The sequence below is a fragment of the Pelagicoccus sp. SDUM812002 genome (genome assembly GCF_031127835.1).
Classification (GTDB): Bacteria; Verrucomicrobiota; Verrucomicrobiia; order Opitutales; family Opitutaceae; genus Pelagicoccus.
In genome coordinates, this window is sequence record NZ_JARXHX010000001.1 from 529,910 (window position 1) to 555,135 (window position 25,226).

Annotated in this window: 24 protein-coding genes; 19 read left to right on the forward strand and 5 right to left on the reverse strand. The window is 54.2% G+C overall.

Annotation, left to right across the window (positions count from 1 at the left end; translation table 11 throughout):
* Positions 1-3: 3 nt before the first annotated feature.
* Both QEH53_RS02115 and QEH53_RS02120 read right to left on the reverse strand, forming a co-directional pair.
* Positions 4-420, reverse strand: coding sequence for a biopolymer transporter ExbD (locus QEH53_RS02115; protein ID WP_309021466.1), 417 nt, complete (start codon positions 418-420; stop codon positions 4-6).
* A 28-nt stretch (positions 421-448) separates the two neighbouring features.
* Positions 449-1,132 carry a MotA/TolQ/ExbB proton channel family protein gene (locus QEH53_RS02120; RefSeq protein WP_309021467.1) on the reverse strand — a complete coding sequence of 228 codons (684 nt, stop codon included), beginning with the start codon at positions 1,130-1,132 and terminating at the stop codon, positions 449-451.
* 215 nt (positions 1,133-1,347) lie between these two features.
* Here QEH53_RS02120 and QEH53_RS02125 point away from each other — a divergent pair, with 215 nt between their 5' ends.
* Genes QEH53_RS02125 through QEH53_RS02135 form a run of 3 tightly spaced genes read left to right on the forward strand, consistent with a single transcriptional unit; the run spans position 1,348 to position 4,116 of the window.
* Positions 1,348-2,463, forward strand: a complete 1,116-nt coding sequence (locus QEH53_RS02125) for a PfkB family carbohydrate kinase (RefSeq protein ID WP_309021468.1) — start codon at positions 1,348-1,350, stop codon at positions 2,461-2,463.
* A gap of 12 nt (positions 2,464-2,475) precedes the next feature.
* Positions 2,476-3,120 carry a dTMP kinase gene (gene tmk, locus QEH53_RS02130; RefSeq protein WP_309021469.1) on the forward strand — a complete coding sequence of 215 codons (645 nt, stop codon included), beginning with the start codon at positions 2,476-2,478 and terminating at the stop codon, positions 3,118-3,120.
* Positions 3,121-3,171: 51 nt separating this feature from the next.
* On the forward strand, positions 3,172-4,116 hold the full coding sequence (locus QEH53_RS02135) for a hypothetical protein (protein WP_309021470.1): 945 nt from the start codon (positions 3,172-3,174) through the stop codon (positions 4,114-4,116).
* A 39-nt stretch (positions 4,117-4,155) separates the two neighbouring features.
* Here QEH53_RS02135 and QEH53_RS02140 read toward each other — a convergent pair whose 3' ends face one another.
* Positions 4,156-4,986, reverse strand: coding sequence for an ion transporter (locus QEH53_RS02140; protein WP_309021471.1), 831 nt, complete (start codon positions 4,984-4,986; stop codon positions 4,156-4,158).
* A 254-nt stretch (positions 4,987-5,240) separates the two neighbouring features.
* Here QEH53_RS02140 and QEH53_RS02145 point away from each other — a divergent pair, with 254 nt between their 5' ends.
* From QEH53_RS02145 to QEH53_RS02165, 5 genes are all read left to right on the forward strand, one after another.
* Positions 5,241-6,533: an FAD-dependent monooxygenase gene (locus QEH53_RS02145; protein WP_309021472.1), complete on the forward strand. Its 1,293-nt coding sequence runs from the start codon at positions 5,241-5,243 to the stop codon at positions 6,531-6,533.
* A gap of 92 nt (positions 6,534-6,625) precedes the next feature.
* The gene (locus QEH53_RS02150; protein ID WP_309021473.1) at positions 6,626-7,804 is read left to right on the forward strand and encodes a protein-L-isoaspartate O-methyltransferase; all 1,179 of its coding nucleotides are present in this window, start codon (positions 6,626-6,628) and stop codon (positions 7,802-7,804) included.
* Positions 7,805-8,011: 207 nt separating this feature from the next.
* Positions 8,012-10,573, forward strand: coding sequence for a DUF3516 domain-containing protein (locus QEH53_RS02155; RefSeq protein ID WP_309021474.1), 2,562 nt, complete (start codon positions 8,012-8,014; stop codon positions 10,571-10,573).
* Between the two features lie 75 nt (positions 10,574-10,648).
* Positions 10,649-11,134: a hypothetical protein gene (locus QEH53_RS02160; protein ID WP_309021475.1), complete on the forward strand. Its 486-nt coding sequence runs from the start codon at positions 10,649-10,651 to the stop codon at positions 11,132-11,134.
* Between the two features lie 29 nt (positions 11,135-11,163).
* Complete coding sequence (locus tag QEH53_RS02165) at positions 11,164-11,928, forward strand: class I SAM-dependent methyltransferase (RefSeq protein ID WP_309021476.1); 765 nt, start codon at positions 11,164-11,166, stop codon at positions 11,926-11,928.
* A 17-nt stretch (positions 11,929-11,945) separates the two neighbouring features.
* On the opposite strand, the gene QEH53_RS02170 is transcribed toward QEH53_RS02165, so the two are convergent.
* Positions 11,946-13,595 (reverse strand): AMP-binding protein, encoded by a 1,650-nt coding sequence (locus QEH53_RS02170; protein WP_309021477.1) that lies wholly within the window; start codon positions 13,593-13,595, stop codon positions 11,946-11,948.
* Between the two features lie 32 nt (positions 13,596-13,627).
* Between QEH53_RS02170 and QEH53_RS02175 the strand changes: the two genes are divergently transcribed.
* The 4 genes from QEH53_RS02175 to QEH53_RS02190 are packed head-to-tail and all read left to right on the forward strand — an operon-like array spanning position 13,628 to position 17,268.
* Entirely contained in the window at positions 13,628-14,647 is a 1,020-nt protein-coding gene (locus QEH53_RS02175) for a lipase family protein (RefSeq protein ID WP_309021478.1), read from the forward strand.
* Between the two features lie 45 nt (positions 14,648-14,692).
* Entirely contained in the window at positions 14,693-14,923 is a 231-nt protein-coding gene (locus QEH53_RS02180) for a hypothetical protein (RefSeq protein WP_309021479.1), read from the forward strand.
* Positions 14,905-16,065 carry a hypothetical protein gene (locus tag QEH53_RS02185; protein WP_309021480.1) on the forward strand — a complete coding sequence of 387 codons (1,161 nt, stop codon included), beginning with the start codon at positions 14,905-14,907 and terminating at the stop codon, positions 16,063-16,065. Before QEH53_RS02180 ends, QEH53_RS02185 begins: the two co-directional genes overlap by 19 nt.
* Positions 16,066-17,268 (forward strand): immunoglobulin domain-containing protein, encoded by a 1,203-nt coding sequence (locus QEH53_RS02190; protein ID WP_309021481.1) that lies wholly within the window; start codon positions 16,066-16,068, stop codon positions 17,266-17,268.
* Between the two features lie 8 nt (positions 17,269-17,276).
* Here QEH53_RS02190 and QEH53_RS02195 read toward each other — a convergent pair whose 3' ends face one another.
* Positions 17,277-18,854 (reverse strand): bifunctional GNAT family N-acetyltransferase/carbon-nitrogen hydrolase family protein, encoded by a 1,578-nt coding sequence (locus QEH53_RS02195; RefSeq protein ID WP_309021483.1) that lies wholly within the window; start codon positions 18,852-18,854, stop codon positions 17,277-17,279.
* A 143-nt stretch (positions 18,855-18,997) separates the two neighbouring features.
* Here QEH53_RS02195 and QEH53_RS02200 point away from each other — a divergent pair, with 143 nt between their 5' ends.
* The 7 genes from QEH53_RS02200 (at position 18,998) to QEH53_RS02230 (ending at position 25,163) form a co-directional block, all read left to right on the forward strand.
* Entirely contained in the window at positions 18,998-19,405 is a 408-nt protein-coding gene (locus tag QEH53_RS02200) for a hypothetical protein (RefSeq protein ID WP_309021484.1), read from the forward strand.
* A gap of 192 nt (positions 19,406-19,597) precedes the next feature.
* Positions 19,598-20,449 carry a hypothetical protein gene (locus QEH53_RS02205; protein ID WP_309021485.1) on the forward strand — a complete coding sequence of 284 codons (852 nt, stop codon included), beginning with the start codon at positions 19,598-19,600 and terminating at the stop codon, positions 20,447-20,449.
* A 12-nt stretch (positions 20,450-20,461) separates the two neighbouring features.
* Positions 20,462-21,304: a hypothetical protein gene (locus QEH53_RS02210; protein WP_309021486.1), complete on the forward strand. Its 843-nt coding sequence runs from the start codon at positions 20,462-20,464 to the stop codon at positions 21,302-21,304.
* Positions 21,301-22,632, forward strand: coding sequence for a magnesium transporter (gene mgtE, locus QEH53_RS02215; RefSeq protein WP_309021487.1), 1,332 nt, complete (start codon positions 21,301-21,303; stop codon positions 22,630-22,632). Before QEH53_RS02210 ends, mgtE begins: the two co-directional genes overlap by 4 nt.
* A 24-nt stretch (positions 22,633-22,656) precedes the next feature.
* Complete coding sequence (locus QEH53_RS02220; RefSeq protein WP_309021488.1) at positions 22,657-23,919, forward strand: Glu/Leu/Phe/Val dehydrogenase; 1,263 nt, start codon at positions 22,657-22,659, stop codon at positions 23,917-23,919.
* 19 nt (positions 23,920-23,938) lie between these two features.
* The gene (locus tag QEH53_RS02225) at positions 23,939-24,799 is read left to right on the forward strand and encodes a transglutaminase family protein (protein WP_309021489.1); all 861 of its coding nucleotides are present in this window, start codon (positions 23,939-23,941) and stop codon (positions 24,797-24,799) included.
* A 232-nt stretch (positions 24,800-25,031) separates the two neighbouring features.
* Positions 25,032-25,163, forward strand: coding sequence for a hypothetical protein (locus tag QEH53_RS02230; protein WP_309021490.1), 132 nt, complete (start codon positions 25,032-25,034; stop codon positions 25,161-25,163).
* Positions 25,164-25,226 lie beyond the last annotated feature (63 nt).

A 25,226-nucleotide genomic window follows, 5' to 3' on the forward strand; every position in this document is an offset into this window, starting at 1 on the left:
AGCTTACTCCTTTTCCTTCGTAACGAAGTGGATCTTGCCGAGATTGTACTCTTTCAAGAGATCCATCAAATTCATGATACGCTGGTAAGGCGTCTCCGCATCCCCGCGAATGCTAATGACCGGCGCTTTGCTCAGGGTCGAATACTCCGCGAGCTCACGCTCCAGTTCCGGTTCGCCTATCAAGTTTCCGTCAACCCGGTATCCATCTTTCAATACCGTAATATCGACCGACTTCGGCTGAGCCTTTTCGCTGCTCTGTCCCGAAACGGGCAAGTCGACCTCCATGACCTGCTCCTTCTCGATGAGCGGCGTGCTGATCATGAAGATGATCAACAGGGCAAAACCCAAGTCGATGAGAGCCGTGACGTTCAGCTCGGAGTTGGGCTCCAAGGAGCGTTTTCGATGAAAGGAGCGTGCCATCAGATGTGCAGTTCAGATTCCTTGCTCCCTACCGGCTCTCCAACTCGATCACGTCGGCCAATGCGCTGGCGAAATTCTCGAGCTCCGTCACCAGAATCTTAGTACGCGACAAAAGGTAGTTGTAGCCGAAGACCGAAGGAATAGCCACGCAAAGGCCAGCTACCGTGGTGAGCAAGGCCCCCGACACGCCGGGAGCGAGATTCTGCAAGGTCGCGTTGGCCTGTAATCCCATCGAGCCAAATGCATCCATCACCCCCCAAACGGTACCGAGCAGTCCGAAGAACGGCGCTCCGGACACGATGGTGGCAAGGAAGACCATGCTCGACTCGTAGTTGAGCGTCTTGTTGGCCAGAGCACGCTGCAAGGCGTTTTCCACATGCTCCACTCGGGCAGACCGCAATTGCTCGTCCGATTCCCCTTCCTTAGCTTGGATGCGGTGGAAAGCGTCGACCGCGTCGAGGTAAAGCGCCGCATATGGCACTTGGCGAGGGGCCTTGAAACTTCCTGGCGGATTAAGCACAGAAGACTGTCGATGAAGGTTATGCTCGAAACCGAGGTTGAGCAGGCGAAACTTTTTGAGCTCCCAGTACTTTCCAATCATCACCGCCCAAGCGCACACGCTGAAGAAGGCCAGCGCTATGATGATGAATTTTCCTGCCAGGTTACTCTGGCTAAAGTAGGTGAAGAGGCTCGCGGATTGGGCTAGAAGCACGGCGTTTGAGAATATGGTTTGGACGAAAAAGGACGCGACGGAGGGATTCCGACACCTCTTTGAACGCGAGCGGAGCAATACGTTCAACAAATTTTCGACTCGCTCCCAAAATACCTGCGAGGCCAGCTTCTTTTACATCACGGCAGGGATCACAAATTCTATTGCGCTGCTGGCAAGCCACCGCTTACTTCAGGCCTTTCTTACCCCCTCTATTTATGGACTACCGTCAAAGAGCTCTTCAGGAATTATCGGAAAATCGCAACAACCAGGCGGGCAAGCGCGTCGTGGTCGGACTGGATGGATTTGTGGATACAATTCTACATCTCGTCGATAAGCGCAGCGGCGCCGGCGAAAACTTCACCCGACTGGAAACGATTTCCGGCTTCGGCTCCCGCGTATCCGCGGCATCTGGTAAGAGCGCCAACATCGAGATGTTCCCCCGTATGGAAAAGCTCGGCGGGAACGGCCCTATCATGGCCAACGCTCTCGTAGCAGCAGGCTTTCCCCTCCGCTACATCGGCTCCCTCGGCAAGCCAAACATCCACCCGGTCTTCCAAGAGTTCGCCCAAAAGACCAAGTCAGTATCGATCTCCGAGCCGGGCTTGACCAACGCTATCGAGTTCACCGACGGCAAGATTATGATGGGCATCACCAAGTACCTCGAAGACATCACTTACGATGCCATAATCGAGGCAATGGGAGAAGGCGCCCTGCTCGACGAGCTCTCACGGTCCTCCCTCGTATCGCTGGTTAACTGGACCATGATCCCCAACATGACGCAGATCTTCGAAGATTTGCTTACAAGGGCCCTGCCGAACCTGCCGCCGCTTGACGGAGGACGCTCCTTTTTCTTCGACCTCGCAGATCCCGAAAAGCGTTCCACTTCCGACCTCGTCGCTGCCCTCAAAGTCATTTCCAAATTTCAGAACCACGGCAACGCCGTCATCGGCCTCAACCTCGCAGAAGGACAGCAAGTTAGCGAAGCCTTCGGAATCCAAGAAACAGGCGAAGACGCGGACTCGCTCAAGCGCATGGCCGCCAAGATCCGTCGCGAGCTCGACCTCAAGATGGTCGTGGTCCACCCGAAGGAACGAGCCGCCTGCGCCACCAAGGACGGGGAATGGTGCGTCGAAGGTCCCTACGTCGAAAATCCGAAAATAACCACCGGAGCAGGCGACCACTTCAATGCCGGCTTCATGACCGGACAACAGCTCGGACTCTCACCGGAAGCATGCCTCACCGTTGGCGTCTGCTTCTCAGGATACTACGTGCGCACAGCAATCAGCCCAAATCTCGGCAACATCGAGAGCTTCCTCCGCGAGTGGAAATAGTCCCTTCCGATTATGAGCAATAAGACCTCCTACCCCGGCACATTCTTTACCTTCGAAGGCCCTGAAGGCAGCGGCAAGTCGACCCAAATCGAGCTCCTCGCCGAGGAGCTAATCGGGATGGGCCACGAAGTCGTCGTCACCCGAGAACCGGGAGGCACCGAAATCGGGGAAGAAATTCGCCACCTACTCATCCATAGTTCTGCCGGCAAGGAAATGACGCCAGAAGCTGAGCTGCTGCTCTTCGCCGCAGCCCGCGCTCAACTCGTGCGTCAGCTCATCCTGCCCTCCCTCGAAAAAGGCTGCGTCGTCATCTGCGACCGCTTCCTGGACTCGACCACCGTCTACCAAGGTGCTGCCCGCAGCATCGCAAGCGACCCTGTTTCCTACATCAACCAATTCGCAGTCGGCCCCGTCACACCGGACCTAACTTTCATCCTCGACGTACCGCACGAGGAGTCGATGCGACGCGTCAAGCGTCGTGCCACCGATATCCCCGACCGCATGGAAGAGGAAAACAGCGAATTCTACAAAAAGGTCCGCGACGGCTACCTCCTGCTGGCCGGCTCGATGCCCGAACGTTTCCACGTCGTCGATGGCACCCGCCCGCTCGCCACCAACCAAGAGGACATCCTGAAGACCGCCCTCGACAATCTTTAGAGAATTCGTGGGAAGCGGCTTTGCTCCGCGATCTCACACCGCAATCCGATCGTGACCGAAGCCACCGCGCCTACAGATCCGCAAGCCCTCATCGACCGGGCCATGGCCGAGAACCGTCTCGCTCATGCCCTTCTCATTCACGGACAAAACCTTTCCGTGGTAGAGCGCTTCGCTACTGAGCTCTCCGCCCGCCTCCTGGGCGTGCAAGCCCGAGGTGACGAACTCGAGGAAAAGCTCTTCCGCCACCCAGACGTCTTCACCTTGCGGCCTTCCAAGAAATCACGCATCATCTCAGTCGACGACACCCGAGAAGCCATCCGCAACATCCAGCACTCGCCCCAAGCCGGAGAGCGTAAGGTAGCGATGATCTTCGAAGTCGACCGCTTCAACACCAGCGCCGCCAACGCCTTCCTCAAGACGCTCGAGGAGCCGCCACTCAATACAACGATACTGCTGCTCACCACCCGCCCGCACTCCTTGCTGGCGACCATCCGCAGCCGCTGCCAACTCTTTCGGCTGTCAACCGCGGCGCACACTTTCGACGATCCGACCGCCCAAACGTGGCTCGAAGCTTACAAGAAATGGCTCGAGGATCTACTTACCGGCGGTCCAGGCGGCAAGCGGAGCATTCCCCACTTCATCATCGGTGCTTACTCACTCATCGAACGCTTCAGCGCCATTATTGCCAGCCTTGGAAAGGAAGCTTGGAAAACCCAGTCCAAGCACCTGCCGGAGGACATGAAGGATGACGAACGCATCGCACTCGAGTCGCGTATCAGCATTTCCATACGCCAAGACTTTCTAGCCGCCATGGAGAACGCCACGGAAGAGCTTGCCCGCAAAAAACTCTTCGACGACACCACCGTACCGCAAAAGCTAATCGAGTCCGTCGAAGCTCTCGAAGACTCCACCAACCTGCTCCGTCTCAATATGAAGACCGAAACCGTACTAGAGTCCTACCTCCTTCGCACCCTCCGTATCTGGACCGCCAAGTAGAACCTCAAAGGGGCGCAGCTTCCCGATGGAAGCGTTCGCCTACAACCGCTCCCCGCAATTGCGGCAGTACTTCGCGGCAAACTTATGCCCTGTCTCTCCGCAATTCTGGCAGAGACGATCGTTCTTTTCGCTCGTCGTCGCCATCGTCAGCTCCGCTGTCACGATCCCCGTAGGCACCGCGATCACCCCATAACCCGTGATCATGATGAACGAAGCAAACATCTGTCCTAGCGGAGTCTGCGGCGATATGTCGCCATAACCGACCGTAGTCAGCGTAACGATCGCCCAATACACGCTCTTGGGAATACTGGTAAATCCATTCTCGGGCCCCTCGATCAAATACATGATCGAGCCCAGGATCAGAACCAGGGTGACGACCGCCATCACGAACACTATGATTTTCCGCGCGCTTGCCCTTACCGCAGCGTAAAGCTGGTTCGCTTCCCCCACAAACTGGACCATCTTCAGAACACGGAAGATCCGCAAAACGCGCAGAGCTCGGAAAAGCATCAAGTAGTGAGCACCAGGGAAGATGAGATCAACATAAGTGGGCAAGATCGATAATAAGTCGACGATACCAAAAAAACTGAAAACATAGCGTAACGGCTTTTTCGATACATAGATCCGAACAAAATACTCGAGCGTAAAAAGTCCCGTAAACACCCACTCCATACCGTATAGTAAATGCCCGTGATCCTGGCGGATCGACTCCACGCTCGCCAGCATCACGGTAACGACGCTCGTGATGATTGCCAAAATAAGCAACACGTCGAAGAGCTTCTCTGCAGGGCGGGACGAATGAAAGATGATCAAGCGACAGCTTTCGCGAAATTTCGACCAATGGGCAGGCGTTTCCTCGGTTTCCGACATAAGCGCATGCAAAGGGGTTTTCCGACCGGCGACAAACCTTGTTTCGCCGAGTAATTTCTTACTCGCTGTATTAGACAATCCAATTCCCTCCGCGGAACATCCTCCACCCCTTGCTGAATCTCCAAAAACAGGTAGCTTGTAGATGCATCAGGCGATGCCGCGACTTCCCCGAATTCTAATTTATCGGGAATGACGTCCCCGAAGGTTCAGGACAGCCGTGAAGCGAAAACTCGAACACTAGAAAGTGGGTCCCTATGTTTGGCAAAAAGAGAGTAGAAACACTGGTGGTTGGAGCCGGCCCATGCGGCATGCTAGCGGCCTTGGTTTTGGCCGATGGAGGCGAAGATGTCATGATCGTCGACTCCGCTCCGCGAACCTGCACTAATAGCAACGCGACCATCCTGCACCCTGAAACCCTTGTCACCCTTCAGCGACTCGGCATCGCTGATCGCGTCATCGCAGCGGGGTACGCGATTCATCAACTGTCGATCTATGACGATCTTTGCCACCGCCAGTCAGTCCACCTTAACCTGCATCCGCATGGTTTCCCTTTCGCCTTGAGCATTCCCCAATCAGAGCTCGAAGCCATCCTCGAAGACGAGCTCACCCAATCAGGTGTGCACGTTCTCTGGAACCATCGGGTATCCGAATACGAGCCAGACGGCAGTTCCCTCCACATCACAGCCGACCGCTACTCAGACCGAGGTACGGGATACGCTATATCACACATGGAACGTGTCATTGTTAAGTCGATACACTTACAGGCAAAAACCTTAATCGCAGCCGATGGCTACAACTCTATCTTAAGGCGGGTAGCAGGACGCGACATTCAAAAGCTTGGCGAAGACCAGTACTTCGTGTCCTTCGAGTTCGAGACAGATCGCGACCCTAGCCACACCTGTTTTCTGAGCGTTAGCAAGGGACTTACCACCGCTCAGCAACCCCTTGAAAATGGCATCGCTCGGTTACAGTTCCAATACAAAGGGCTCACCCTTCCATCTCGAAACCGCGAAAAGGAACGCGCCTTCTTCCAAGACAAGGCGGAGCTTCCGGACTACCTCGACGAAACTCACTTCAACCAACTCGTCAAAGAACGCGTGCCCTGGAATATCGGATACGTCAGCAAACTTCGATACCGCGCGGCTGTGCCGTACGAAAAGCGATACCTCAAGACGCCTCGTTCGGGAAACGTGTTTTTCCTAGGTGACTCCGCCAGATCATTTTCTCCGTTGGGGAGCCTCAGCCTAAATCTTGGCATTCAAGAAGCCGAACAAGTTGCCCAGGTTATCCTGCAAACCGAGGAGGACGAACCCCGTATCCGTCATCAAAGACTAGACGAGCTCGGAAACCAAATGGTCAGCAACTGGAAGAGACTCGCAAACTTGGCAGGGGTCACCATACCCGGTGACTCGACCGACCCCTGGGTCGCCAAAAACCGGGTCCGCATCCTGAGATCCCTTCCCGCGACCTCGGAGACACTCCAGGAACTCGCCCGCCAACTACACATCTCGATCGAACTGCCTAAGAGGCACCCAGCGCTCGTCTAACACACCAGCCAGGAAGCGGCATTGTGTTGCGATAAAGCGTTCTGAGGACATTTTTTGTCGCCACGCAACAGCTGCTTCCTAGCGTCGACTCCGTGAACGAACTCACCGAGCAAGAAGCCCAACTCGTAGCGGAACACCAAGCTAACCTGCTTTTTGAAACGGAACGTTTCTTTGAAAACGGCCGCATTCCTAAACCGATCCGCCGGGCATTCCTCAAAACACCACGCCACCTCTTCGCGCCTCGCTTCTACTCTTCGCAAAACCGACAGTGGATTGAATTGGAAGCCACAGCCATCCGCCCGCATATAGCCGAACTCTATTCGGACCACCCACTCGGCATATATCGCGACCAGAACGGCCGCTCACTATCAACCATTTCCCAACCGTCCCTCGTCCTCTACATGCTCGCCCTACTGGAATTAGAGCAAGGTCATCAAGTTTTCGAACTCGGCGGAGGCAGCGGTTGGAACGCCGCCCTCATGGCTCGTCTCGTTGGAGACATCGGCTCCGTCACCAGCATCGAAATCATCGAGGACCTAGTCGAAAACGCCCAAAACGCGCTATCCAAGCTAGGGATGAGGCAGGTATTTTTCACGGCTGGCGATGCTAGCCTCGGCAGTCCGAACGGCGAGAAGTTTGACCGCGGCGTCTTCACTGCAAGCGCCTGGGAGTTGCCGGCCTGCTTTTTCGAACAGATCAAGGACGGCGGTCTGCTCCTTTTCGTGCTAAAAGCACAACCAAACTACGATCTTCTCTGCCAGCTTAAGAAGTCCGATGATGACGTATTCTCGAGTCAACTACACTTCACTTGCAGCTTCGTGCCAGTGACCGGTTCCTGCAAATTACCAGAACTCCAAGCAACCAGCGTAGCCCAAATGGGACTCGACCTAGTGTCCGAACTTACTTGGGAGGACATCAAAATTCCGGACGCAGCTATACCTAACTTCATCGAATTCGTTAAGCTCGTCTTTGACTGTCAGGCAACCTACCTTCTACCCAGGCACGGCCTAGACTTTGACGAAGAATTCTGGGGCATCCATAATCCTGAACAAGACAGTGCGATCCTTTTCAACGAGGATAGAGTTCAAGCGTACGGACAAGACCATTGCCTGGTACAGCTGCGGCGAGCTGCCAAACGTTGGCAAAAAGCGGGTTCGCCAGAGCGAGAAGACCTGAAGCTATCCATCCATAGATCGGCCTCCGGACTCGAAACGAGCAACGACCAGTGGCTCGTGCAGCGCGGCGAAACCGCGCTCCTATGGAGCTTGTGAAAGTAGAGGGGGATTTTCAGCTTCTTCGGCCCCCAGCCGTCGAAAACCCGCAATAGACAATTCTGGAGGGACGGGTTCCACCCCGTCCGCCCCTGCCGCTGCTGAACGACAACCCAAAACGGCGCCTTTAGAAGAGAACCGAGCCATCGCCATCTGAAACTTCTCCCTTCACAAAAGCCACATCGCCCCTCACGCTGCGCGCCTTCTATGACCTTTCCGCTCGCGCCAGCAACCGAAACCCAAGACCCAGATGCCCTTCTGGAGCGATTTCTCGACTACACGGTACAAAAAGGTATCGAACTCTACCCTGCCCAAGAGGAAGCCATCCTCGAAATTTTCGCCGGCAAGCATGTTATTCTCAATACTCCCACCGGATCGGGTAAATCCCTCGTGGCCGCAGCCATGCACTTCTACTCGGCATCCTTGGGTAGACGCTCCGTCTACACCTGTCCAATCAAGGCCCTGGTAAACGAAAAGTTCCTCGCTCTCTGCCGCGACTTCGGACCTGACAACGTGGGCATGATGACTGGCGACGCCTCGGTCAATCGAGACGCACCCATCCTCTGCTGCACGGCTGAGATCCTTTCCAACATCGCACTCCGCGACGGAGAAAAGGCACGCGTGCATGACGTCATCATGGACGAGTTCCACTATTACTCTGACCACGAGCGTGGCGTCGCTTGGCAAGTCCCACTGCTCACCCTACCGCATTCCAAATTCCTCCTTATCTCGGCTACACTGGGCGAGACCTCTTTTTTCGCCCGCGGCCTCGAAGACCTTACCGGAGTCGATTGCGTCACTGTATCCAGCAACCAACGACCCGTTCCCCTCGAGTTCAGCTACCTCGAGATACCCATGATCGAAGCGTTGGACAAACTCAGAGAGCAAAACAAGCTCCCTTGCTACATCGTACACTTCACCCAACGAGCCGCTTCTGACACCGCCCAGAACCTTCTCAGCTACAACGCGTGCACGAAAGAGGAGAAAGCCTCTATTAAAGAGGAGCTCAAAGGGGTCGAATTCACCAGCCCTTTCGGCAAAGAGATCAAAAAGTGCCTTCTCAATGGCGTCGGCCTCCACCACGCGGGACTGCTTCCTAAATACCGAGTGCTCGTCGAAAAGTTCGCTCAAAAAGGGTTACTTAAATTCATCTGCGGCACCGACACCCTTGGCGTCGGTGTAAATGTCCCCATCCGCACCGTTCTCTTCACCCAGCTATGCAAGTACGGCGGACGCAAGACCTCTATCCTTTCCGCTCGCGACTTTCATCAGATTTCCGGAAGAGCTGGACGCAAAGGGTATGACGATCATGGATACGTGGTCTCCCTTGCTCCCGAGCACGTCATCGAAAATAAGCGGGCCGAGATCAGAGCCGGGACCGACGCCAAGAAAAAGAAAAAGCTGGTCAAGAAAAAGCCGCCTGCCAAGGGGTACGTGCAATGGGACGAGGAAACATACACCAAGCTGCAAAGCGCTCCCGCCGAGCCGCTCGAATCTCGGTTTCAAGTTTCTCACGGCATGCTCCTCAATGTGCTCAGCCGCGAGGGCGACGGCTGCCGAGCGATGCGAAATTTGATAAACGATAGCCACAACCTTCCCGGCACCAAGCCCGTCCTTCGCCGCAAGGCCTTTCAGCTCTTCCGTGCCCTAGTCGAACGCGAGATCATCGAGATCGCGCCATCCGGCAGCACTGGTCAGAAGCTTACGGTTAACGTCGAACTGCAGGACGACTTCTCCCTCAATCAAACCCTTTCGCTCTACTGCATCGATACCCTTGCCTTGCTTGACGAAAATGCCCCTGACTACGCGCTCAAACTCCTCAGCTTGGCCGAGTCCATTCTCGAAAATCCCGATGCTATTTTACGCAAGCAACTCGACAAGCTGAAGACCGAAAAGATGGCCGAAATGAAGGCCGATGGAATCGAATACGATGAACGTATCGAGAAATTGGAGGCAATGGAATATCCCAAGCCTGAAGCCGATTTCATTTACGAAACCTTTAACGAATTCGCCCGCAAGCACCCTTGGGTCGGCTCCGAAAACATCAAGCCCAAGTCCATCGCTCGCGAAATGTTCGAACGCTACAGCAGCTTCTCGGACTACATCAACCTCTACGGCCTGCAACGAGCCGAGGGCCTCGTCTTGCGCCACATCACAAACGTCTATCGCGTCCTCGCCCACACCATTCCGGAAGGATTTCGCGATGACCAGGTCGATGAAATGATCATCTATTTCGAGCACTTACTTCGTCACGTCGACTCCAGCCTCATCGACGAATGGGAGCTCATGCGCAACCCCGACTACCAAGCGAGTACTCTTGACGCCGATTCCCTTCCAGATACCGACCGCGCCACCGACATCACCCGCGACCGCCCCGCATTTACCCGCCTCGTACGCAACGAACTCTTCAACTTTATCAGTCTGCTCGCCTCTGGCCAATACCCTGAGCTCACTGAGAGCTACGATCTCTCTCCCTTGTTCAGCGAGACACACGACGAAACACCTAAATGGATGGACGTCGAACTGGAAAACCGCATGGAATCGTTCTACGAAACCAGATCTTGGATACGTCTCGATCCTGGGGCCCGCAACAAAGAGCATACCCACATCACGCTCTCCGACGACCGTCAAAGCTGGACCGTCGAACAAATGCTTATTGATTCCGAGGAATTGAACGACTGGGCCCTCACCATCGATGTCGATATTCCCGCTTCCAAGGAGGCGGAAAAAGTCGTCTTCAAACTCGTTAGCCTGAAGCCCATGTCGTAGGTCGCCGTAGCGCGTTCCTCCACTCCGCGACCGCCTTGCAGGATCCCTTTCTACCGATACAACCACATATTCTCAATGCTCCCCGCTCTCTCCTACACCTCTCTTGACGAATTCGACGACGACTACCTCGAAGCCCTCATTGAAGAAGCCGCCGAGCTCTCCCTCGAACACCGATGGTGGAACCAAGCTTTCGCGCTCAAAGCCGATACGCAAAACGCTAGTCTCCTGACCGGCAGCAATAAACTCATGCACCGCTATCTCACCAACGCGGACGGCACCACTCGCAAGATCGACTACCGGGACGACGTACTCATGGGAGCCGTGGATACCCTGACTCTTCTCGAGATGCTAACGCTCCTGAGCAAGGAGCACGAATTCGCCTGGCAAGTTTCCATTCCCTCAGAGCCACGTCCAAAGGCAGTCGGTCGCATCATCGACGGCGAAATCGAACCTCGCCTCTTCGAACTGATAATGCCAGAGGTCGAGGCCCTAGAGATCTCGGAATCCGAACTCGAAGACGAAACCTTACATCAAAAGCTGCGGGACAAGTATGGTCTCTAGAAATCCCAGCAAACAAACGTAAATCTTGAATGCCTGACTCGCCCGACCCGATACGCTCTCCAGAGATGAACCGCGAACTCTGGGAAAATGTGTCCGGCGATTACAGTAGACGAGTGCTCAGCGTCTTCGAAAACGACAAAAAGGGAAAGGTCGCTAAGTGCATCAAAGCCTTTGCGGAAACCCACCCTCAGGCGAGCGCGGCGGACCTCGGTTGCGGCATCGGCCAATTCACCCCCACCCTCGCTCGTAGTTTCGAGACAGTCGTCGCCTGCGATCTCTCCGCTGGCGGAGTTCAAGCCACCCGGAGGCATTGTTCTGATTTTTCAAACGTAGAATTCCTGCGTCTCGACCTCAGCGAAGATCCCATGCCATTCGCGCCCGTCGACTTCGCGCTTTGCGTAAACGTATTGATAATGCCAATACTCGACGAACGCCTTCGAGCGTGGCGATGCGTCACCAATCAAGTTTCCAGCGGCGGCAGCCTTTTGCTCGTCGTGCCTTCTTTGGAATCCATCCAGATGGACTTGATACAACGCGTCGACGGATACATCGATCTAGGCCACAGTTGCGAGGAAGCCTTGCGAGCAGGGCAATCTTCTCGGGCCACCGCTTCCGACCTACAGCAAGGAATTCACCGGCTCGACGGCCTGCCAACCAAACACTACTTCGCTGCGGAGCTCGAATATCTGCTCGAATCCCATGAGTTCGACATCGAGGAGATGCAAAAGATCGAGTATAAAAGTTCCCAACACGTCGACTCTTGGGACTGGCTAGTTCGAGCAGTACGACGATGAGCGTTCACAAGACCGACTCAAAATAGCGATTTCAGCTTTGCCATAACCGAGTAGCGGCGGGACAAAATCGCACGTGGCTGATTCGGCATCCGCTCCACAAAGAAAAAGTCCAAGATCATCTTGGTGTCCTCAACCTTTGCTCCGAGCTGCAACAGCTCAGCCCTGAATTTCGACTCGGCGAGGCCGCTTTTCGGTAAATGCCCAGGCTTAACCTCGATCACGGCACCCGGACGTGTCCCCGCCTTCGTTTCCAAGGATACAAGTTTCGTTGCAGTCACGTTTTCATGACGAGCAAATATCGGTTCGCAGCTCGATGGTACAAACAAACCGAAGGATGACCTCACGATATCGTCAGATCGGCTACATACCCGCACTGTTCCTTTCTCATCACATGTTGCGAAGTATCCAGTATCTACCGACATTTCATAGCCAGCTGCTCTTCCACAAAGGTTTCCACTCAAATGAAGGATTCCTAGCTTCCCTGCTGTCACGGACGAATCCGCTGAGTCCGAACGGGAACCAATTTTGACGATCTTCGCTTCGATCCCAGGCAAGAAATCCCCAGACTCATACCCGCGTTCAAGTCCAGATACTTTGCAATCTGAAGCCTCCCACTTACGCACAGCGGCAACTGGAGCTTCCAGCACGCTAAGTAGGGTGAAAACATCAGCATTCGGGAAGGCCGACTTCAATCTCCCAAGCAAAGCCTCGTCCAAGTTTTCGTCTGTCTCCAAAAATAAACGACGGACCGACAAACAACGATTGGATCTAGCTTCTAACGAATCCAGATGACGTCTCCACCAGGCGATATCACCGCGCAATCTGGAAACAGCCACGTCTTCGATAGCCTCCACAAGCACGGCCTCTGGATCCTTACTTTCGAAACCGAAACCAGCTTCCGGAAATACTGTACAAACCCCAAGACTCGAAGCCAGAACACTCGTCAGGCAATCACTACTCAGTTCCGTATCTGCTTCTCCGATACACAAGTGCTTCTCATATCCCTCGAGCATTCGACAAAGCTGCTCGGGGCCAAAGCGTGCCATCCGGACCTTCCCACCCGTATCTTCGCCCAATACACTGATTCCCGAATGCACGAAATCTCTGGCACCTCTTTTCCCTTGGCTTGATTTCACGCCACTAGCGAGCCTCAGCAGCGGACTCTGAATCTCAAGGATCTCGCAGTCGGCTCCAAACAGTTCGCGGGCTCGGTTCACCACAGCGCCTGAAACAATTGCCTTCTCTGGACAAAATTTCTCCCGCGTATCATCAAGCGACACGCCCTCCGCAGCCAAAACCACTTCAGCCCCAATCCGAAGCAGGGCATGTGTTGCCGCCACCATCGCCAAGCCAGTAGGAAGCCAAACGAGCACTCGGTCCTCGGTGCCGATACCCAAACCACGCAGACGCTTAGACCAAGCGTCGATCTCGGATTTGAGGTCTGAAAAGGTTAGCGAAAGATAACGTGCTGATTCTCCCCCTTTAGTTCTCGGATCTTTAAGGTAAATCGCTGGCTCAGACTCGCGCGACTCCGCTACCGCTTCAAAACGTGACAGCAAGTCCCACTCGGAGCGAATACCAAAGAGCCCGCTTCCATCAGTGCTCCGAAACGGGAAAGTCTTAGCTTCCAAGTTTTTTGAATCTATCAGACTATTTCCAAATCGCATCACAGTTTAATTCGCTTCACCCGTTGCAATAGATGCGCCATCTACTCATTTTATTCCGTACCGCCACCGTGTCCGTCCTTCTGCCCATTACGCCGATGCATCTCGCCAAGCAATTCCTTGCACTTTGCATGCTGGCGCCTGTGCTCATTGGGACCACTTTCGGCCAAGCTCTTTCCCACAAATCGCTCTTCGCCCCAAATACGACATTTAGCTACTTCGAATCATGCGACAAACTAGAGGAGAGCGATCCGGCTGACTTCTCTTTTCAAAGCGCAGGCTATCTAGCTCAATGCAGTTTCCTCATCTACGTCAAAGAGGAGTCCTTTATCGAAAACTCCCTCGCGAAGGCGGGTTTTCCCGAAACACAGTTTTTCGATGAATCCGGAACCTACGCATTCCTAACCAAAAACGAGGAACATGTCGTTATCTCCTTCCGTGGAACCGAGTCCGGAGACCATGCGGACTACTTCACCGACGCGAAATTCAAGCAAGCTCCCTTCACTGAGAACGGTACGGCCCACGGAGGTTTCATCGAAGCACTTGCCCAAATCGAAGAGGACCTTCAAGATTCGCTAAAAAGAAGTCTGGAGGAAAACCGGAACAAGACCGTTTGGGTGACCGGCCACAGTATGGGCGGAGCACTCGCTACATTGTTTAGTATCCATAACATGGATTCAGTAGACGCTCTCTACACTTTCGGCGCGCCGCGATTAGTCGGGCAAAAGCTAGCCCAGCACCTACAGGACGAACTTCCGATTTTCAGGGTCGTCAATAATAACGACTTCGTATGCCGCATTCCCTCCCAACCTTTTTACAAGCACATCGGCCCAACTTTTTTCCTGACCTCAGATAAGGTGATGATAGTGGATCCCCCTTTCACCAAGGCTTGGAAAGAGCGGCTCAAAGGACATCGAAAATTCACTAAACGCCTTATATCGGAACACTGGCTGGAAAATGATTTTTCAGCGATTCCGTCTGACTACTTCGTCGACCACTCCCCCCGACTCTACGCCGAAATCCTCATCGATTTGTCGAAGGAAGAGACTCGTTGAATCGTAAGAGGGAATAAACCGCTTCTCCCATCTCTCTCCTAGAGCATGGGAAAAGTCTCACCCCTTACCTCGTGCCTGCTTACGCTCTCTTCGGTTGTACTGATATCAGGCTGCCAAATCGTTCCTGCCTATAAACAGCAGCATGTTTCCAAAGCTGGCATGACCTTCAGTGAGTCGCTGGTTGAGAATAGCGAATCGAGCCTCACGGCCCAAGTCGAACCCGGCTCCCAAGCCTCGGGCGGCGCTCAAGCCTCCGGATGTACCGCGTGCAGATGATGAAAGCGGATCACTTCCACCTCACCGACCGCTCTACCGCCGTTCGTATTTCTTCAAATAGGCGTTTCTGTCATCTCATCATAGCTCTCTCTTTAGCTGTTAGATCCTATGGTATCGAAACCGGAGAAGCTTCCTTTGAGCTACTGGATTCCGATCTTTTCAAAGTGTCACTCCTCACCGCCCGGGCGGAAGGTGCTGTCGATGGTTGGGAACTTGAAACCACACTTTCCCGTACCGAGTACGATATCGACTTTCGCCCTGCTCCTTTCGACCTCCTAGGTCGCGAAGTCCATGTGAACAGAAACACCCATTCCTTCAGCTTTATCGCGACTAAGACCTTAGAAGATTCTCTTTCCCTGATCATGGGCCTAGGCCTGCGAGACGGCTTTCCGAACTATCGCGCTGTCTGGCTCGATACTTATTTCGAACAACATTTCGCGCCCCTCGAGGGCGTTCCCGGACACGAGCTCTACCAGCCTTTCGAGGCCTCCGCCGCCAGCTTCAATGTAGGCCTAAAGTGGGAGTACTTGCCCGCCAATGGAATCGCAACAATCAGCCTGGCTCGCATTCAAGACAACGTATCTCCTGGCTACGAGATTGATTTCGGCGGGATCGCCCGCAGCGAACGTGTTCTTGCTACCTCGTCGATAAGTTTAACCTCAGAAAACGTATTGAGCCAGCGACTACGCTCGCGTGTGGCATTATCTGCAAGCGAAACCTCCGCTCGCGAAGTTCGCTACACTGGAGAAGTCGCGCTCAATGCAGCCCTCGGAGAACGATTCATTTGCCGAAACAAGAGTGGTGCCTTAACCGAAAATCCGCAATTCGACGCCTACTTCTACGGCACAGCCTTCGAGCACTCGGTCAGTGATGTCCTTTCTCTCTCGATAAATGCTCGTCGCTACAGTGATACCGGAGTGGTCGGAAACGCGCTCTTGTTCACGACCGCGGCTCCAGGACTTCGAAACGACTGCCTTGGCATCGGCCTCCGTTATGCGGGTGAAAGCTGGTCCGCCAAACTCAACGCTAAGCACTCCCACTCAAATTTTGAACCGACCAACGCCAATACCGACTTCTTCCGAAATCTATACGTCGACGCAGACTGGTTAACTCTCCAACTCGCCTTCGCTAAGCGATTCTAAATGAAGACGAAAAAGACAACGATCTTCATCATTCTGATATCCTGTATTTGCTTTTCATCTACAGTGCACGGGCAACGGTACGGGGTCGGAGATATCGTGGATAATTTCACTTTAATAAACCGAGAAACCAACCAGCCGGTCAGTCTTCACGAACTCGAGGGCAAGGTAGTCTTCCTCGAATGGTTCGCCTATTGGTGCCCCTTCTGCCAAGCCGCTGCCGAGGACGTTAAGAACGGGATCGTCGACTACTACATTATCCGAAACGGCAACGCCAACGGCGTACCCGTGCTACACGTCGGAATCAATCTGGAGGGAGGTGCCGGAGCAGAAGCCTTCACCCGAGCGTTCGTCAACCGGTATGGCCTCGAGCTTGTTCTCAACGACTTTGATCGAAGCCTCGCCAATCGATTTCAAAGTGGAGGACAGCCGATCTTCGCCATCATCAACGGCGTTAAAAATTCACCGAACGCCGAACAATGGGAGCTTCTTTACAGTCGCCTCGGCTACGGCGACTTCTCCCAACCAATTTCAACCTTTCGCCAAGTCATCGACTCCATTCAAGCCGCTTCCGGGACCCCCTTGCCCCTCATCCAAACCCAGCCCCAATCCGCTCGTCTAGGTACCGGCTCGAACGTGATCCTTTCCGTCTCCGCCACCGGGGAACAGCTCGCTTACCAATGGTTTCGCGACGAAGTCCCACTTCCTAACCAAACAACTTCGACGCTCTTCCTCGAAAACGTGAGCCTAGATAACGCTGGAAGCTATTCGATAACAGTGAGCAACGCTGGCGGCGAAGTGAACAGCGAGACAGCCCATGTGGAAGTCGTTCAATCGCTTAGGGACTACCTCGTCCAATCCGGACTAGCAGGTGGCGACTTAGCTCCGGAAGCTGACCCCGACCATGACGGGCATCCCAACGCTTTCGAGTACCTCGCCCAAAGCGATCCTAATAGTTTACAAGACGTCCCGGAGACCTCGAACCAGATTATCCAAAATGAAAGCGTCACTGCAATCCGGATACAGTTTAGGAGCAGCTCCGAAACTATCGGCTATCAGCTGTCCGCTCATTTTTGGTCTGAACCTTCGAAAGCAGGGTCCATCACCCATACCCTCCCGCTGGGGCAGAATAGCGGAATCATTCAGCCCGTACCAGTAAACGCCAAGACCTACCTTGCCCGCCTACAAGCCAGTCCCTCGATGTAGGACAGCTTCTATGAAAAGCGAACCCGCTTGATCGGCTTTTGGGCCTTCAATCGATAGAGATCTCCACGCCTCGCTCCGAGCGGACGGACCGTCCCCACATCCCGTTGCATGGCGAGCGTATTCAAATCTAAATCACAGATGACCACTGTCTCCGCATTCGGATCCGCCTCGCCAGCTATGGCATCCACTGGAAACGCGAAATCGCTCGGAGTGAAAACCGCGGCTTGGCCGTAGTTTATGAGGTAGTTTTCGTAAGTCGGCAGATTGCCCACATTTCCGGCCATCACCACATAAACGTAGTTCTCTGTCGCTCGAGCCTGGGCGCAGAAGCGAACGCGATTGTAGGCTTTCTTTTCATCCGTACTGTAGGGGACGAAGATCACTTCCGCTCCGGCTAGGGCAAGCAGGCGGGAGGCTTCCGGAAATTCCACGTCGTAGGAGAGCTGGATAGCGACTCTGGCCATCGACGTATCAAATATCTTGAGACAGTCGCCAGGCGACATCCCCCATTCATAGGCGTCAGTCGGCGTAACGTGCAGCTTCTCCTGAAAATCCACCTGTCCATCCGGTCCGAACAAAAAGCCTACATTCTTAAGCTTCCCGTCTTCGCTTTCCACCGGAATCGAGCCACCCACGATGTATAATCCGTTATCTTTCGCCAGGAAACGCATCAAATCCACGTAACGGTCCTTCATTTTGGCAAGCTCGCGAATCGCTTTCCGCGTGGAAAGGTCTTGCGGCATCAAACAAAACAGTTGAGCGGTGAAAAGCTCTGGCATTACCAGAAAATGGCTGTGATAGCTACTTGCGGTGAAGACGAAAAACTTAACCGTCGACTCAAATTCTTCCCACGTGTGAATGCGTCGCATCTCCCACTGTGCCGCACAAACTCGAATACTGCGCACGGGGCGTCTCAAAGGCGCCGCTGCAATCATTCGACGAGCTGGATCGAACGACGGGTTAGGCATCTCCAAATAGGTGGAGTAGTTCATACTGGATTCGTCCGCCATGAAATCGAACAGCACGCGCTTGACTTCGTAGCCAGCTCGCAGGTGAGCCAGCAAGGCATAGTCTTTCAACTCACCAGCCGTCACTTTGGCAACGAACTCCTCAGGGGTCATACGTCCTGCAAACTCGCTGTACTGAGGAATTCGACCGTACGCCACCATGCGGCGCAGGTTGTAACTGCCGAGCAGCCCCTTACGTTTCTCGTAAAGGAGGGCCGCGATACGGCGGCCACGGTAGTCCGGGCGGACCGCGATATCGGCACCGTACAATGTATCGCCGCTTGGTTCATGGGTACTAAAAGTGTAGCCACCCGTAATTTCAGAATAGGTGTAGACGTGCTTTTCTCCCAAGTCATCCAATTGCACGATGAGCGATGTCGCATAGCCGACGACCTTGCCGTCGGCCTCAGCGAGGAATTGTCCCTCGGGAAAAGCAGTCATTTGCAACTCGTGCAAACGTTCGTCAAAAACCTCTTCAGGAGAGTAGTCAGGATAGGCCGCCTCGTGGCATGCCATGACCCCGGGGATGTCCTCGAGCGTCCAATTTCGTACGACGATCGAGTCTTTATCGTTTTTCATGAACCAATTGTATCGGAATAATCGTTACAAAGTAGTTCCTATTTTATAAAAATCCAGCGCAATAAGTCGTTTGCGCTTCACCACCGAACCATTATGGTTAGCTTCAGACAACGTACTCAGACCAAATCCAACAACGAGCCTACATGAAAAACACCTACGCTATCCTCTTCCGCTCATTCCTCTCGCTCTTTTTTCTCTTCGCCAGCGCCAACCTCTCAGCCCAAAGTGCCGAGAAAACCGAGTTCGGCCCCTATGTAGCTCTGGAACGCGACAGCAACATCGTTAAGGACGTAAAAATAGAAGAGAACGGGCGAATCTACTTGTTACTCAATCCAGAGTTCAAGGAGGAGGAAATCATCCTCAAAAACTCCTCGGCCAACAAGTCCGGATACCGAAAATGGTTCAACGGAGAGCTAGAACTCGTCTCGCCTGCCAATCAAGGAAAAGCTCCCGGCGAGTATACCGACTGGGTTACCACCACCGGTAACTACATCGAGTACTACATGGACGGAAAACTCATCCTGCACCTCGCAAAAAAATCGGTTCTCTAGCCAGAGACTAGCTCGACTTCGACTCACGCGGCTTTTCCGAAAAGGAAAGCCAACACAGCCACTCCCCCCGACAGTAGGTGGCTTTTCCATATGCAAGGGCCTGAGCTCCCGCAGCCCTTGCCTGAATCTGAACGCTCAGGAGGGATTGGCTAAATAGCCCCTTTCCGTGCCCCCAAAAAACGTAGCCCAAAAATGCCTGAGTCAAACACTGATGCCTTCGACTGGCGCTCCGCTCTCGAACAAACCTATAGCGAGTTCTCCCGCCAACTAATCGAGCATACCCCCGAGCTCCTAGGAGCTATCGCGTTGATCCTGGCGGGCTGGATCATCGCACTCATATTACGGCTTCTGACGAAGAAGCTGGTACAAGGACTCAATACCGTTTTTCGCAAAGCTGCTAAATTGGATGGAGAACAGCGAAAGCGAATTAAAGAATCCTATTCCCAGATAATCGGCGGCGTCGTATTCTGGTCGGTACTCGTTTTCTTCGTCGCAGCCAGCGCCAACCTTCTCGGATGGAACATGTTTTCTATCTGGCTCGACAATATCGTCAGCTTCTTGCCCAGCCTCGTAACGGGATTGCTTATCATCCTTGCCGGCTACCTTATTAGCAATGCGGCTCGCTCTGCAATCTCCGGAGCAGCTTCGCGCTCCTCCATCCCGCGAGCTTCGGCGCTCCCCCGAATCGTGCAGGGGGTCATTATCTTCGCGACCGTCATCATCGGCGCAGAACAGATGGGGCTCAACGTACACTTCCTCACCAACATCGTTGTGGTGACAAGTGGAATAATACTCGCCGGAGCCGCACTCGCCTTTGCCCTAGGCGGGCAGACCTTAGTCGCAAACACGCTCGGGGCGAGGCACCTCAACCAGCACTGCCAGATCGGAGACCAAGTTCTGATCGGCGAGCAAAAAGGCGAGATCGTAGAAGTGACCCGCACCTCGATCGTCCTAGACTCAACTGAAGGAAAGATCGTCATACCGGCCAAGTTCTTCGACGAGCAAATTACCAGAGTGGTTTCCGAAAGTTCAAAAAGCAAGTAAACCGCCCGCTTCATGAACAAACGAAAGACAACCTTGGCTCTCGCCTACCTCAAGGATCACCCGAAGTCAGCATCTCGATCTCTCGAGCAAAACACCGCTTCAGAAATAGCGCAGTTCCTCGCTGACACCCCCGTTCCTTACACCATCCCCATCCTTACCCATATGCTACCGCACGTCGTAGCCAGAGCCTGTAAGCTCATGCCCAGCGAATCGCTGACGAGCATCATCTCTCCACTCGAGGCTGTATCCATCGCCGCCATATTCCGCTACCTTCCCGTCCAAATAAGACAGGACCTGCAAGCTCAACTTCCCGCTCGCAAGCGTCACGCAACCACCACGCTTCTCGGATTCAACCAAAACGCAGTCGGCAGTTGGATGGTCCCGGACGCCCCCGCGCTGCCCAGCGATGGAAATGGAAACCAAGCCAGATCGATCATCGAAACAATGGAAGAACATCAGAAGACGGACTACTTCTTCGTGATCGACCGGGACCGCCGCCTAGTAGGCCGTATACACTTTACCGATACACTCTCGCTAAGTCCGGAGCAAAAGATCTCAAGCTGTCTGAAAACGGATTGCCGTGCCCTCAATGGTCGAGTCTCGCTCACCCAAGCCGCCGAGCATTCACATTGGGATCACTACGACGTCCTTCCTGTGGTCGGACCTAACAACCATTACAACGGAATTCTAAGACACGTCGATCTTCGAAGAGGACTCCGGCACCTATCGAAAATGGCCGGTTCCCACGGAAGCCAGGCTCAGGCTAACAGCAATCTTTCCGACTATGGCCACAGCTTGGCGGCCGCTTTACTGGGCATGTTCCACATGCTCGACTCCGACACCCGCAGCTCATGAACTCCCAAGAAGGCATCGCCGCCATTGAAGATCCCATTTATAAGCTGAACAGGGACTACTTGCTCAACTTCACCATCGACGCAGCCCGGCGCATCGAGGTGATGCGCATGGCTGACGCGCTCGACGCATTGGAGGACCAACCTCCCCACGTACTCGCACGCGTCTTCGAGCGCCTCGCCCCCGGAACCGCAGACAGCCTATTGAAAAAGTTGCCCGAGGTCGCCAGCTCGCAATTGCTTGTCAATGTCGATATACGCACGGGTACCGCCCTCCTCAGCCGATGTCCTTCAGAGCTGCGCGAACGCCTCCTCGGCACTTTAGATAAAGGGGTGTCCAAGGAATATAGGTCCCTGCTACAATATCCCGAAAACTCAGCCGGAGCTCTTATGCAACCGCGTGTCGTCGCCATAAATCAAGACGTAACCGTCGACGCAGCGATCCGCCAAATCAAGCAGAGGAAAGTATCCAGTCTGCACCACCTGCTATTGCTCGACGATGAAATGCGCCTTGCCGGTACAGTCGACATCCAACGAATCGCCCTCGCCGACGGCCATGAAACCTTAGCGTCCCTTTCTCTGCCGGTCAAAACCGTTGTGGAACCCCTCGATCCACGCGAAGACGTCGTAGCGAAACTGGAAAAATTCCGCGTCGATGCCATTCCAGTGGTCGACATCGACCACCGCTTGATAGGAGTGATCGAGGGACAAAACCTTATCGACGCATTGCGCGAAAACCTCGCCTCGGACATGCAAACAATGGTGGGCGCCAGCAAGGACGAACGAGCCTTGTCGAGTTCCTTCTTCTCCGTGCGAAAGCGACACCCTTGGTTACAAATCAACCTGCTCACCGCTTTCCTTGCCGCAGCGGTAGTGGGCGCCTTCGAAGGTATCATCACAAAGTATACCGCCCTAGCCATACTCCTCCCCATAGCAGCCGGACAATCGGGAAACGCGGGAGCCCAAGCCCTGGCAGTTACCATGCGCGGCCTCACCTTGCGCGAAATCTCGATGGGCCACTGGCTACGCGTAATGCTCAAAGAGTGCGGATCGGGACTCCTAAACGGTGTCGGCATCGCCATCACCTGCTCGACCGCCATTTACTTATGGAGCCGCAGCGCCGGACTTGCCCTCGTCATGGCGCTCGCCATGGTTGTGTCCATGACTATAGCTGGCGTATCCGGCGCTCTGGTACCTATTCTTCTCAAACGATTCGGCTTAGATCCCGCTCAATCCTCCTCGATCGTGCTGACCACTGTCACTGATATTGCAGGCTTCATGTCATTCCTCGGGATAGCCACCCTGCTTTCGGGTATGCTCAACACAGGCTGATACGCCAACAAACAAAACGCCGCCATGAATTCAAAGATCTACAAATCACCCGTTTTCGATATGGCCTGTCTTCAATTCGACAGAGCCGCTGACATTCTCCAGATGGACCACCGTTTGCGGGAACGCGTCAAAACACCGAAGCGATGCATGATCGTATCTTGTCCCATAGAAATGGATACAGGAGAAATAGTAGTCTACGAAGGCTTTAGAGTACAACACCATCTCTCAATGGGCCCAACCAAAGGCGGCCTTCGCTTCCATCCGAAGGTAGATCTCGGAGAGGTGGCTGCCCTCGCCATGTGGATGAGTTGGAAATGCGCGCTGGTAGACCTACCCTACGGAGGCGCTAAAGGCGGCATCGCCGTCGATCCTCACTCCCTTTCATCCAACGAGCTCGAACACCTCTCCCGCCGCTACATGCAGGAGATGATTCCTTTCGTAGGCACCAACGTGGACGTCATGGCTCCCGACATGGGTACCAACGAACAAATAATGGCTTGGATGATGGATACCTATTCCAGCTACGTCGGCAGCAGCGCCCCTGCCATCGTTACCGGCAAACCCATTGGAGCTGGAGGATCGGAAGGTAGACGCGAAGCGACAGGACGCGGTGCTGCGTATTTGGCTCGTACCTACATGCAGGATCTCAAAATCGATCCGAAAGCGGCCACCGCCATCATCCAGGGATTTGGCAACGTGGGCTCGGAAGCTGCCAAAGCCTTCGTCGAATACGGGGTCACGGTCACAGGCATCAGCGACGTAAGCGGCGGCTTCTATAATCCAAAGGGCCTCGATATTGAATCCGCCCTCGCTCACATCGAAAGGCACCGGAGCTTGGCAGGCTGGAGCGGCGGCGACTCGATCAGCAACGAAGAGCTCCTCCTCCAACCGTGCGATCTCCTCATGCCCGCCGCACTCGAACGCGTCATTACCGCCGAAAACGCTTCCATGATCCAATGCCGCATCCTCTGCGAGGCCGCCAATGGCCCAACCACAAACGAGGCGGATGCGATCATCAGCCAACGCGGAGACATTCTCGTAATCCCTGACGTACTCTGCAACAGCGGCGGCGTAATCGTGTCCTACTTCGAGTGGGTACAAGATCTTCAAAGCACCTTTTGGACACGCGAAGAAGTTCTTTCCAAGCTCTACGTAATCCTAGAGCGCGCCAAAGTAAAAGTAGAAAACCAGAAACAGCGCTTTGCCTGTTCTCGACGCGAAGCCGCCCTTAGCCTCGGCATCAGCAAGGTCGCTGAAGCCAAACGCCTGCGCGGGCTTTTCCCGTGATCGGCGTAATTCAACCAGCATGAATCTAGAGATTAAGCATACGACCACCTATCAATACGATCGGTCGGTTCACCTACATCCACATCTGCTCTACCTACGCCCAAGGGAGACGCCGCTGCTTTCGGTCGTGACCTTCGCGTTCGACATCAAGCCCTCCGCAAAACTGTATTGGATGCGTGACGATTTCGACAACCTGCCGGCCAGCATCCACTTTTCCGGAGAAGCCCAAACACTCGAAATCCAGTCGACCTGCCGCGTAGCGACAGCCGACATTCCGCCGTTCGACTTCCTCGTTCGCGACTACGCCCAAAATTTTCCATTCGAGTACGAACCCCTGCATCGCTTAAACCTCGGCATCTATCTCGAACCTCCGCCACCCGTCGAGCAAAACAAGCTCAGGGACTGGCTGCAACCGCTCCTGAAAAACGCTCCCAACGAGACCGTTTCTTGGCTCTCCGCCCTCAACCAAAGGCTCTACCAAGACTTAAAATACCAGCGCCGGGACGAACAGGGAATACAAACCCCGCTCGAAACCATCGCCAAAAACTCAGGTTCCTGCCGCGACTACGCATCGCTACTGATCGCGTGTGCTCGCACCCAAGGACTTGCCGCTCGTTTCGTCAGCGGCTATCTCTACGACCCGAACCTACCGCACGACAGCCCGGGCGATATGCACGCCTGGGCCGAGGTATTTCTCCCAGGTGCCGGCTGGCGAGGACTGGACCCGACCAACGGAATCTTCTGCAACAACGCCTACGTACCCGTGGCTCACGCCGTCGTCGCAGAAAGCGTTAACCCCATCCAGGGCTCATTCTTCAGCGCCACTCCGGCGGTCACGAAACTATCGAGCAATGTTCGTATCAAGATGATTGATACTTAAACAGCGCCTTAGACGAACAGGAAACAGCGAGGGTCACTCAAAATTTTATTCGCACCGCACTATTCGGACCGGAAGGGACAATCGCACGCTCCGGGGAAAGGTCACCCTCGATCCACTGGAGTCGCTGTCTTCTACAACGATCAGGTCCGAAAAGACCAAGGTCAGGCCTGTACCATCGTCCTGCGCTCCCTTGATTATCGCTAAGCATACCTCCAGCCAACCGCACCAAATCATGACTCTTCAAATCGCTCGCAAGTCACCTTGTTCCCTATTGATCGTGCCAGATAACAATAACAATGGTAATCAAGTAGCAATCGGCTCGAATCAAATCGTCGACTTCAATGACACGAACGAGCTCAATTAGCTACATTCGCAGCCAAGGCGGACCTGGGAGAACTGAGTTTCGAAACTGCAATCGGCAACCAAA

Excerpts from the sequence above, each read along its gene's own strand:
- QEH53_RS02115 (WP_309021466.1), bottom strand. The coding sequence starts at position 420 with ATGGCACGCTCCTTTCATCGAAAACGCTCCTTGGAGCCCAACTCCGAG.
- QEH53_RS02125 (WP_309021468.1), top strand. The coding sequence starts at position 1,348 with ATGGACTACCGTCAAAGAGCTCTTCAGGAATTATCGGAAAATCGCAAC.
- tmk (WP_309021469.1), top strand. The coding sequence starts at position 2,476 with ATGAGCAATAAGACCTCCTACCCCGGCACATTCTTTACCTTCGAAGGC.
- QEH53_RS02140 (WP_309021471.1), bottom strand. The coding sequence starts at position 4,986 with ATGTCGGAAACCGAGGAAACGCCTGCCCATTGGTCGAAATTTCGCGAA.
- QEH53_RS02145 (WP_309021472.1), top strand. The coding sequence starts at position 5,241 with ATGTTTGGCAAAAAGAGAGTAGAAACACTGGTGGTTGGAGCCGGCCCA.
- QEH53_RS02155 (WP_309021474.1), top strand. The coding sequence starts at position 8,012 with ATGACCTTTCCGCTCGCGCCAGCAACCGAAACCCAAGACCCAGATGCC.
- QEH53_RS02160 (WP_309021475.1), top strand. The coding sequence starts at position 10,649 with ATGCTCCCCGCTCTCTCCTACACCTCTCTTGACGAATTCGACGACGAC.
- QEH53_RS02165 (WP_309021476.1), top strand. The coding sequence starts at position 11,164 with ATGCCTGACTCGCCCGACCCGATACGCTCTCCAGAGATGAACCGCGAA.
- QEH53_RS02170 (WP_309021477.1), bottom strand. The coding sequence starts at position 13,595 with ATGCGATTTGGAAATAGTCTGATAGATTCAAAAAACTTGGAAGCTAAG.
- QEH53_RS02175 (WP_309021478.1), top strand. The coding sequence starts at position 13,628 with ATGCGCCATCTACTCATTTTATTCCGTACCGCCACCGTGTCCGTCCTT.
- QEH53_RS02180 (WP_309021479.1), top strand. The coding sequence starts at position 14,693 with ATGGGAAAAGTCTCACCCCTTACCTCGTGCCTGCTTACGCTCTCTTCG.
- QEH53_RS02185 (WP_309021480.1), top strand. The coding sequence starts at position 14,905 with ATGTACCGCGTGCAGATGATGAAAGCGGATCACTTCCACCTCACCGAC.
- QEH53_RS02190 (WP_309021481.1), top strand. The coding sequence starts at position 16,066 with ATGAAGACGAAAAAGACAACGATCTTCATCATTCTGATATCCTGTATT.
- QEH53_RS02195 (WP_309021483.1), bottom strand. The coding sequence starts at position 18,854 with ATGAAAAACGATAAAGACTCGATCGTCGTACGAAATTGGACGCTCGAG.
- QEH53_RS02200 (WP_309021484.1), top strand. The coding sequence starts at position 18,998 with ATGAAAAACACCTACGCTATCCTCTTCCGCTCATTCCTCTCGCTCTTT.
- QEH53_RS02205 (WP_309021485.1), top strand. The coding sequence starts at position 19,598 with ATGCCTGAGTCAAACACTGATGCCTTCGACTGGCGCTCCGCTCTCGAA.
- QEH53_RS02210 (WP_309021486.1), top strand. The coding sequence starts at position 20,462 with ATGAACAAACGAAAGACAACCTTGGCTCTCGCCTACCTCAAGGATCAC.
- mgtE (WP_309021487.1), top strand. The coding sequence starts at position 21,301 with ATGAACTCCCAAGAAGGCATCGCCGCCATTGAAGATCCCATTTATAAG.
- QEH53_RS02220 (WP_309021488.1), top strand. The coding sequence starts at position 22,657 with ATGAATTCAAAGATCTACAAATCACCCGTTTTCGATATGGCCTGTCTT.
- QEH53_RS02225 (WP_309021489.1), top strand. The coding sequence starts at position 23,939 with ATGAATCTAGAGATTAAGCATACGACCACCTATCAATACGATCGGTCG.
- QEH53_RS02230 (WP_309021490.1), top strand. The coding sequence starts at position 25,032 with ATGACTCTTCAAATCGCTCGCAAGTCACCTTGTTCCCTATTGATCGTG.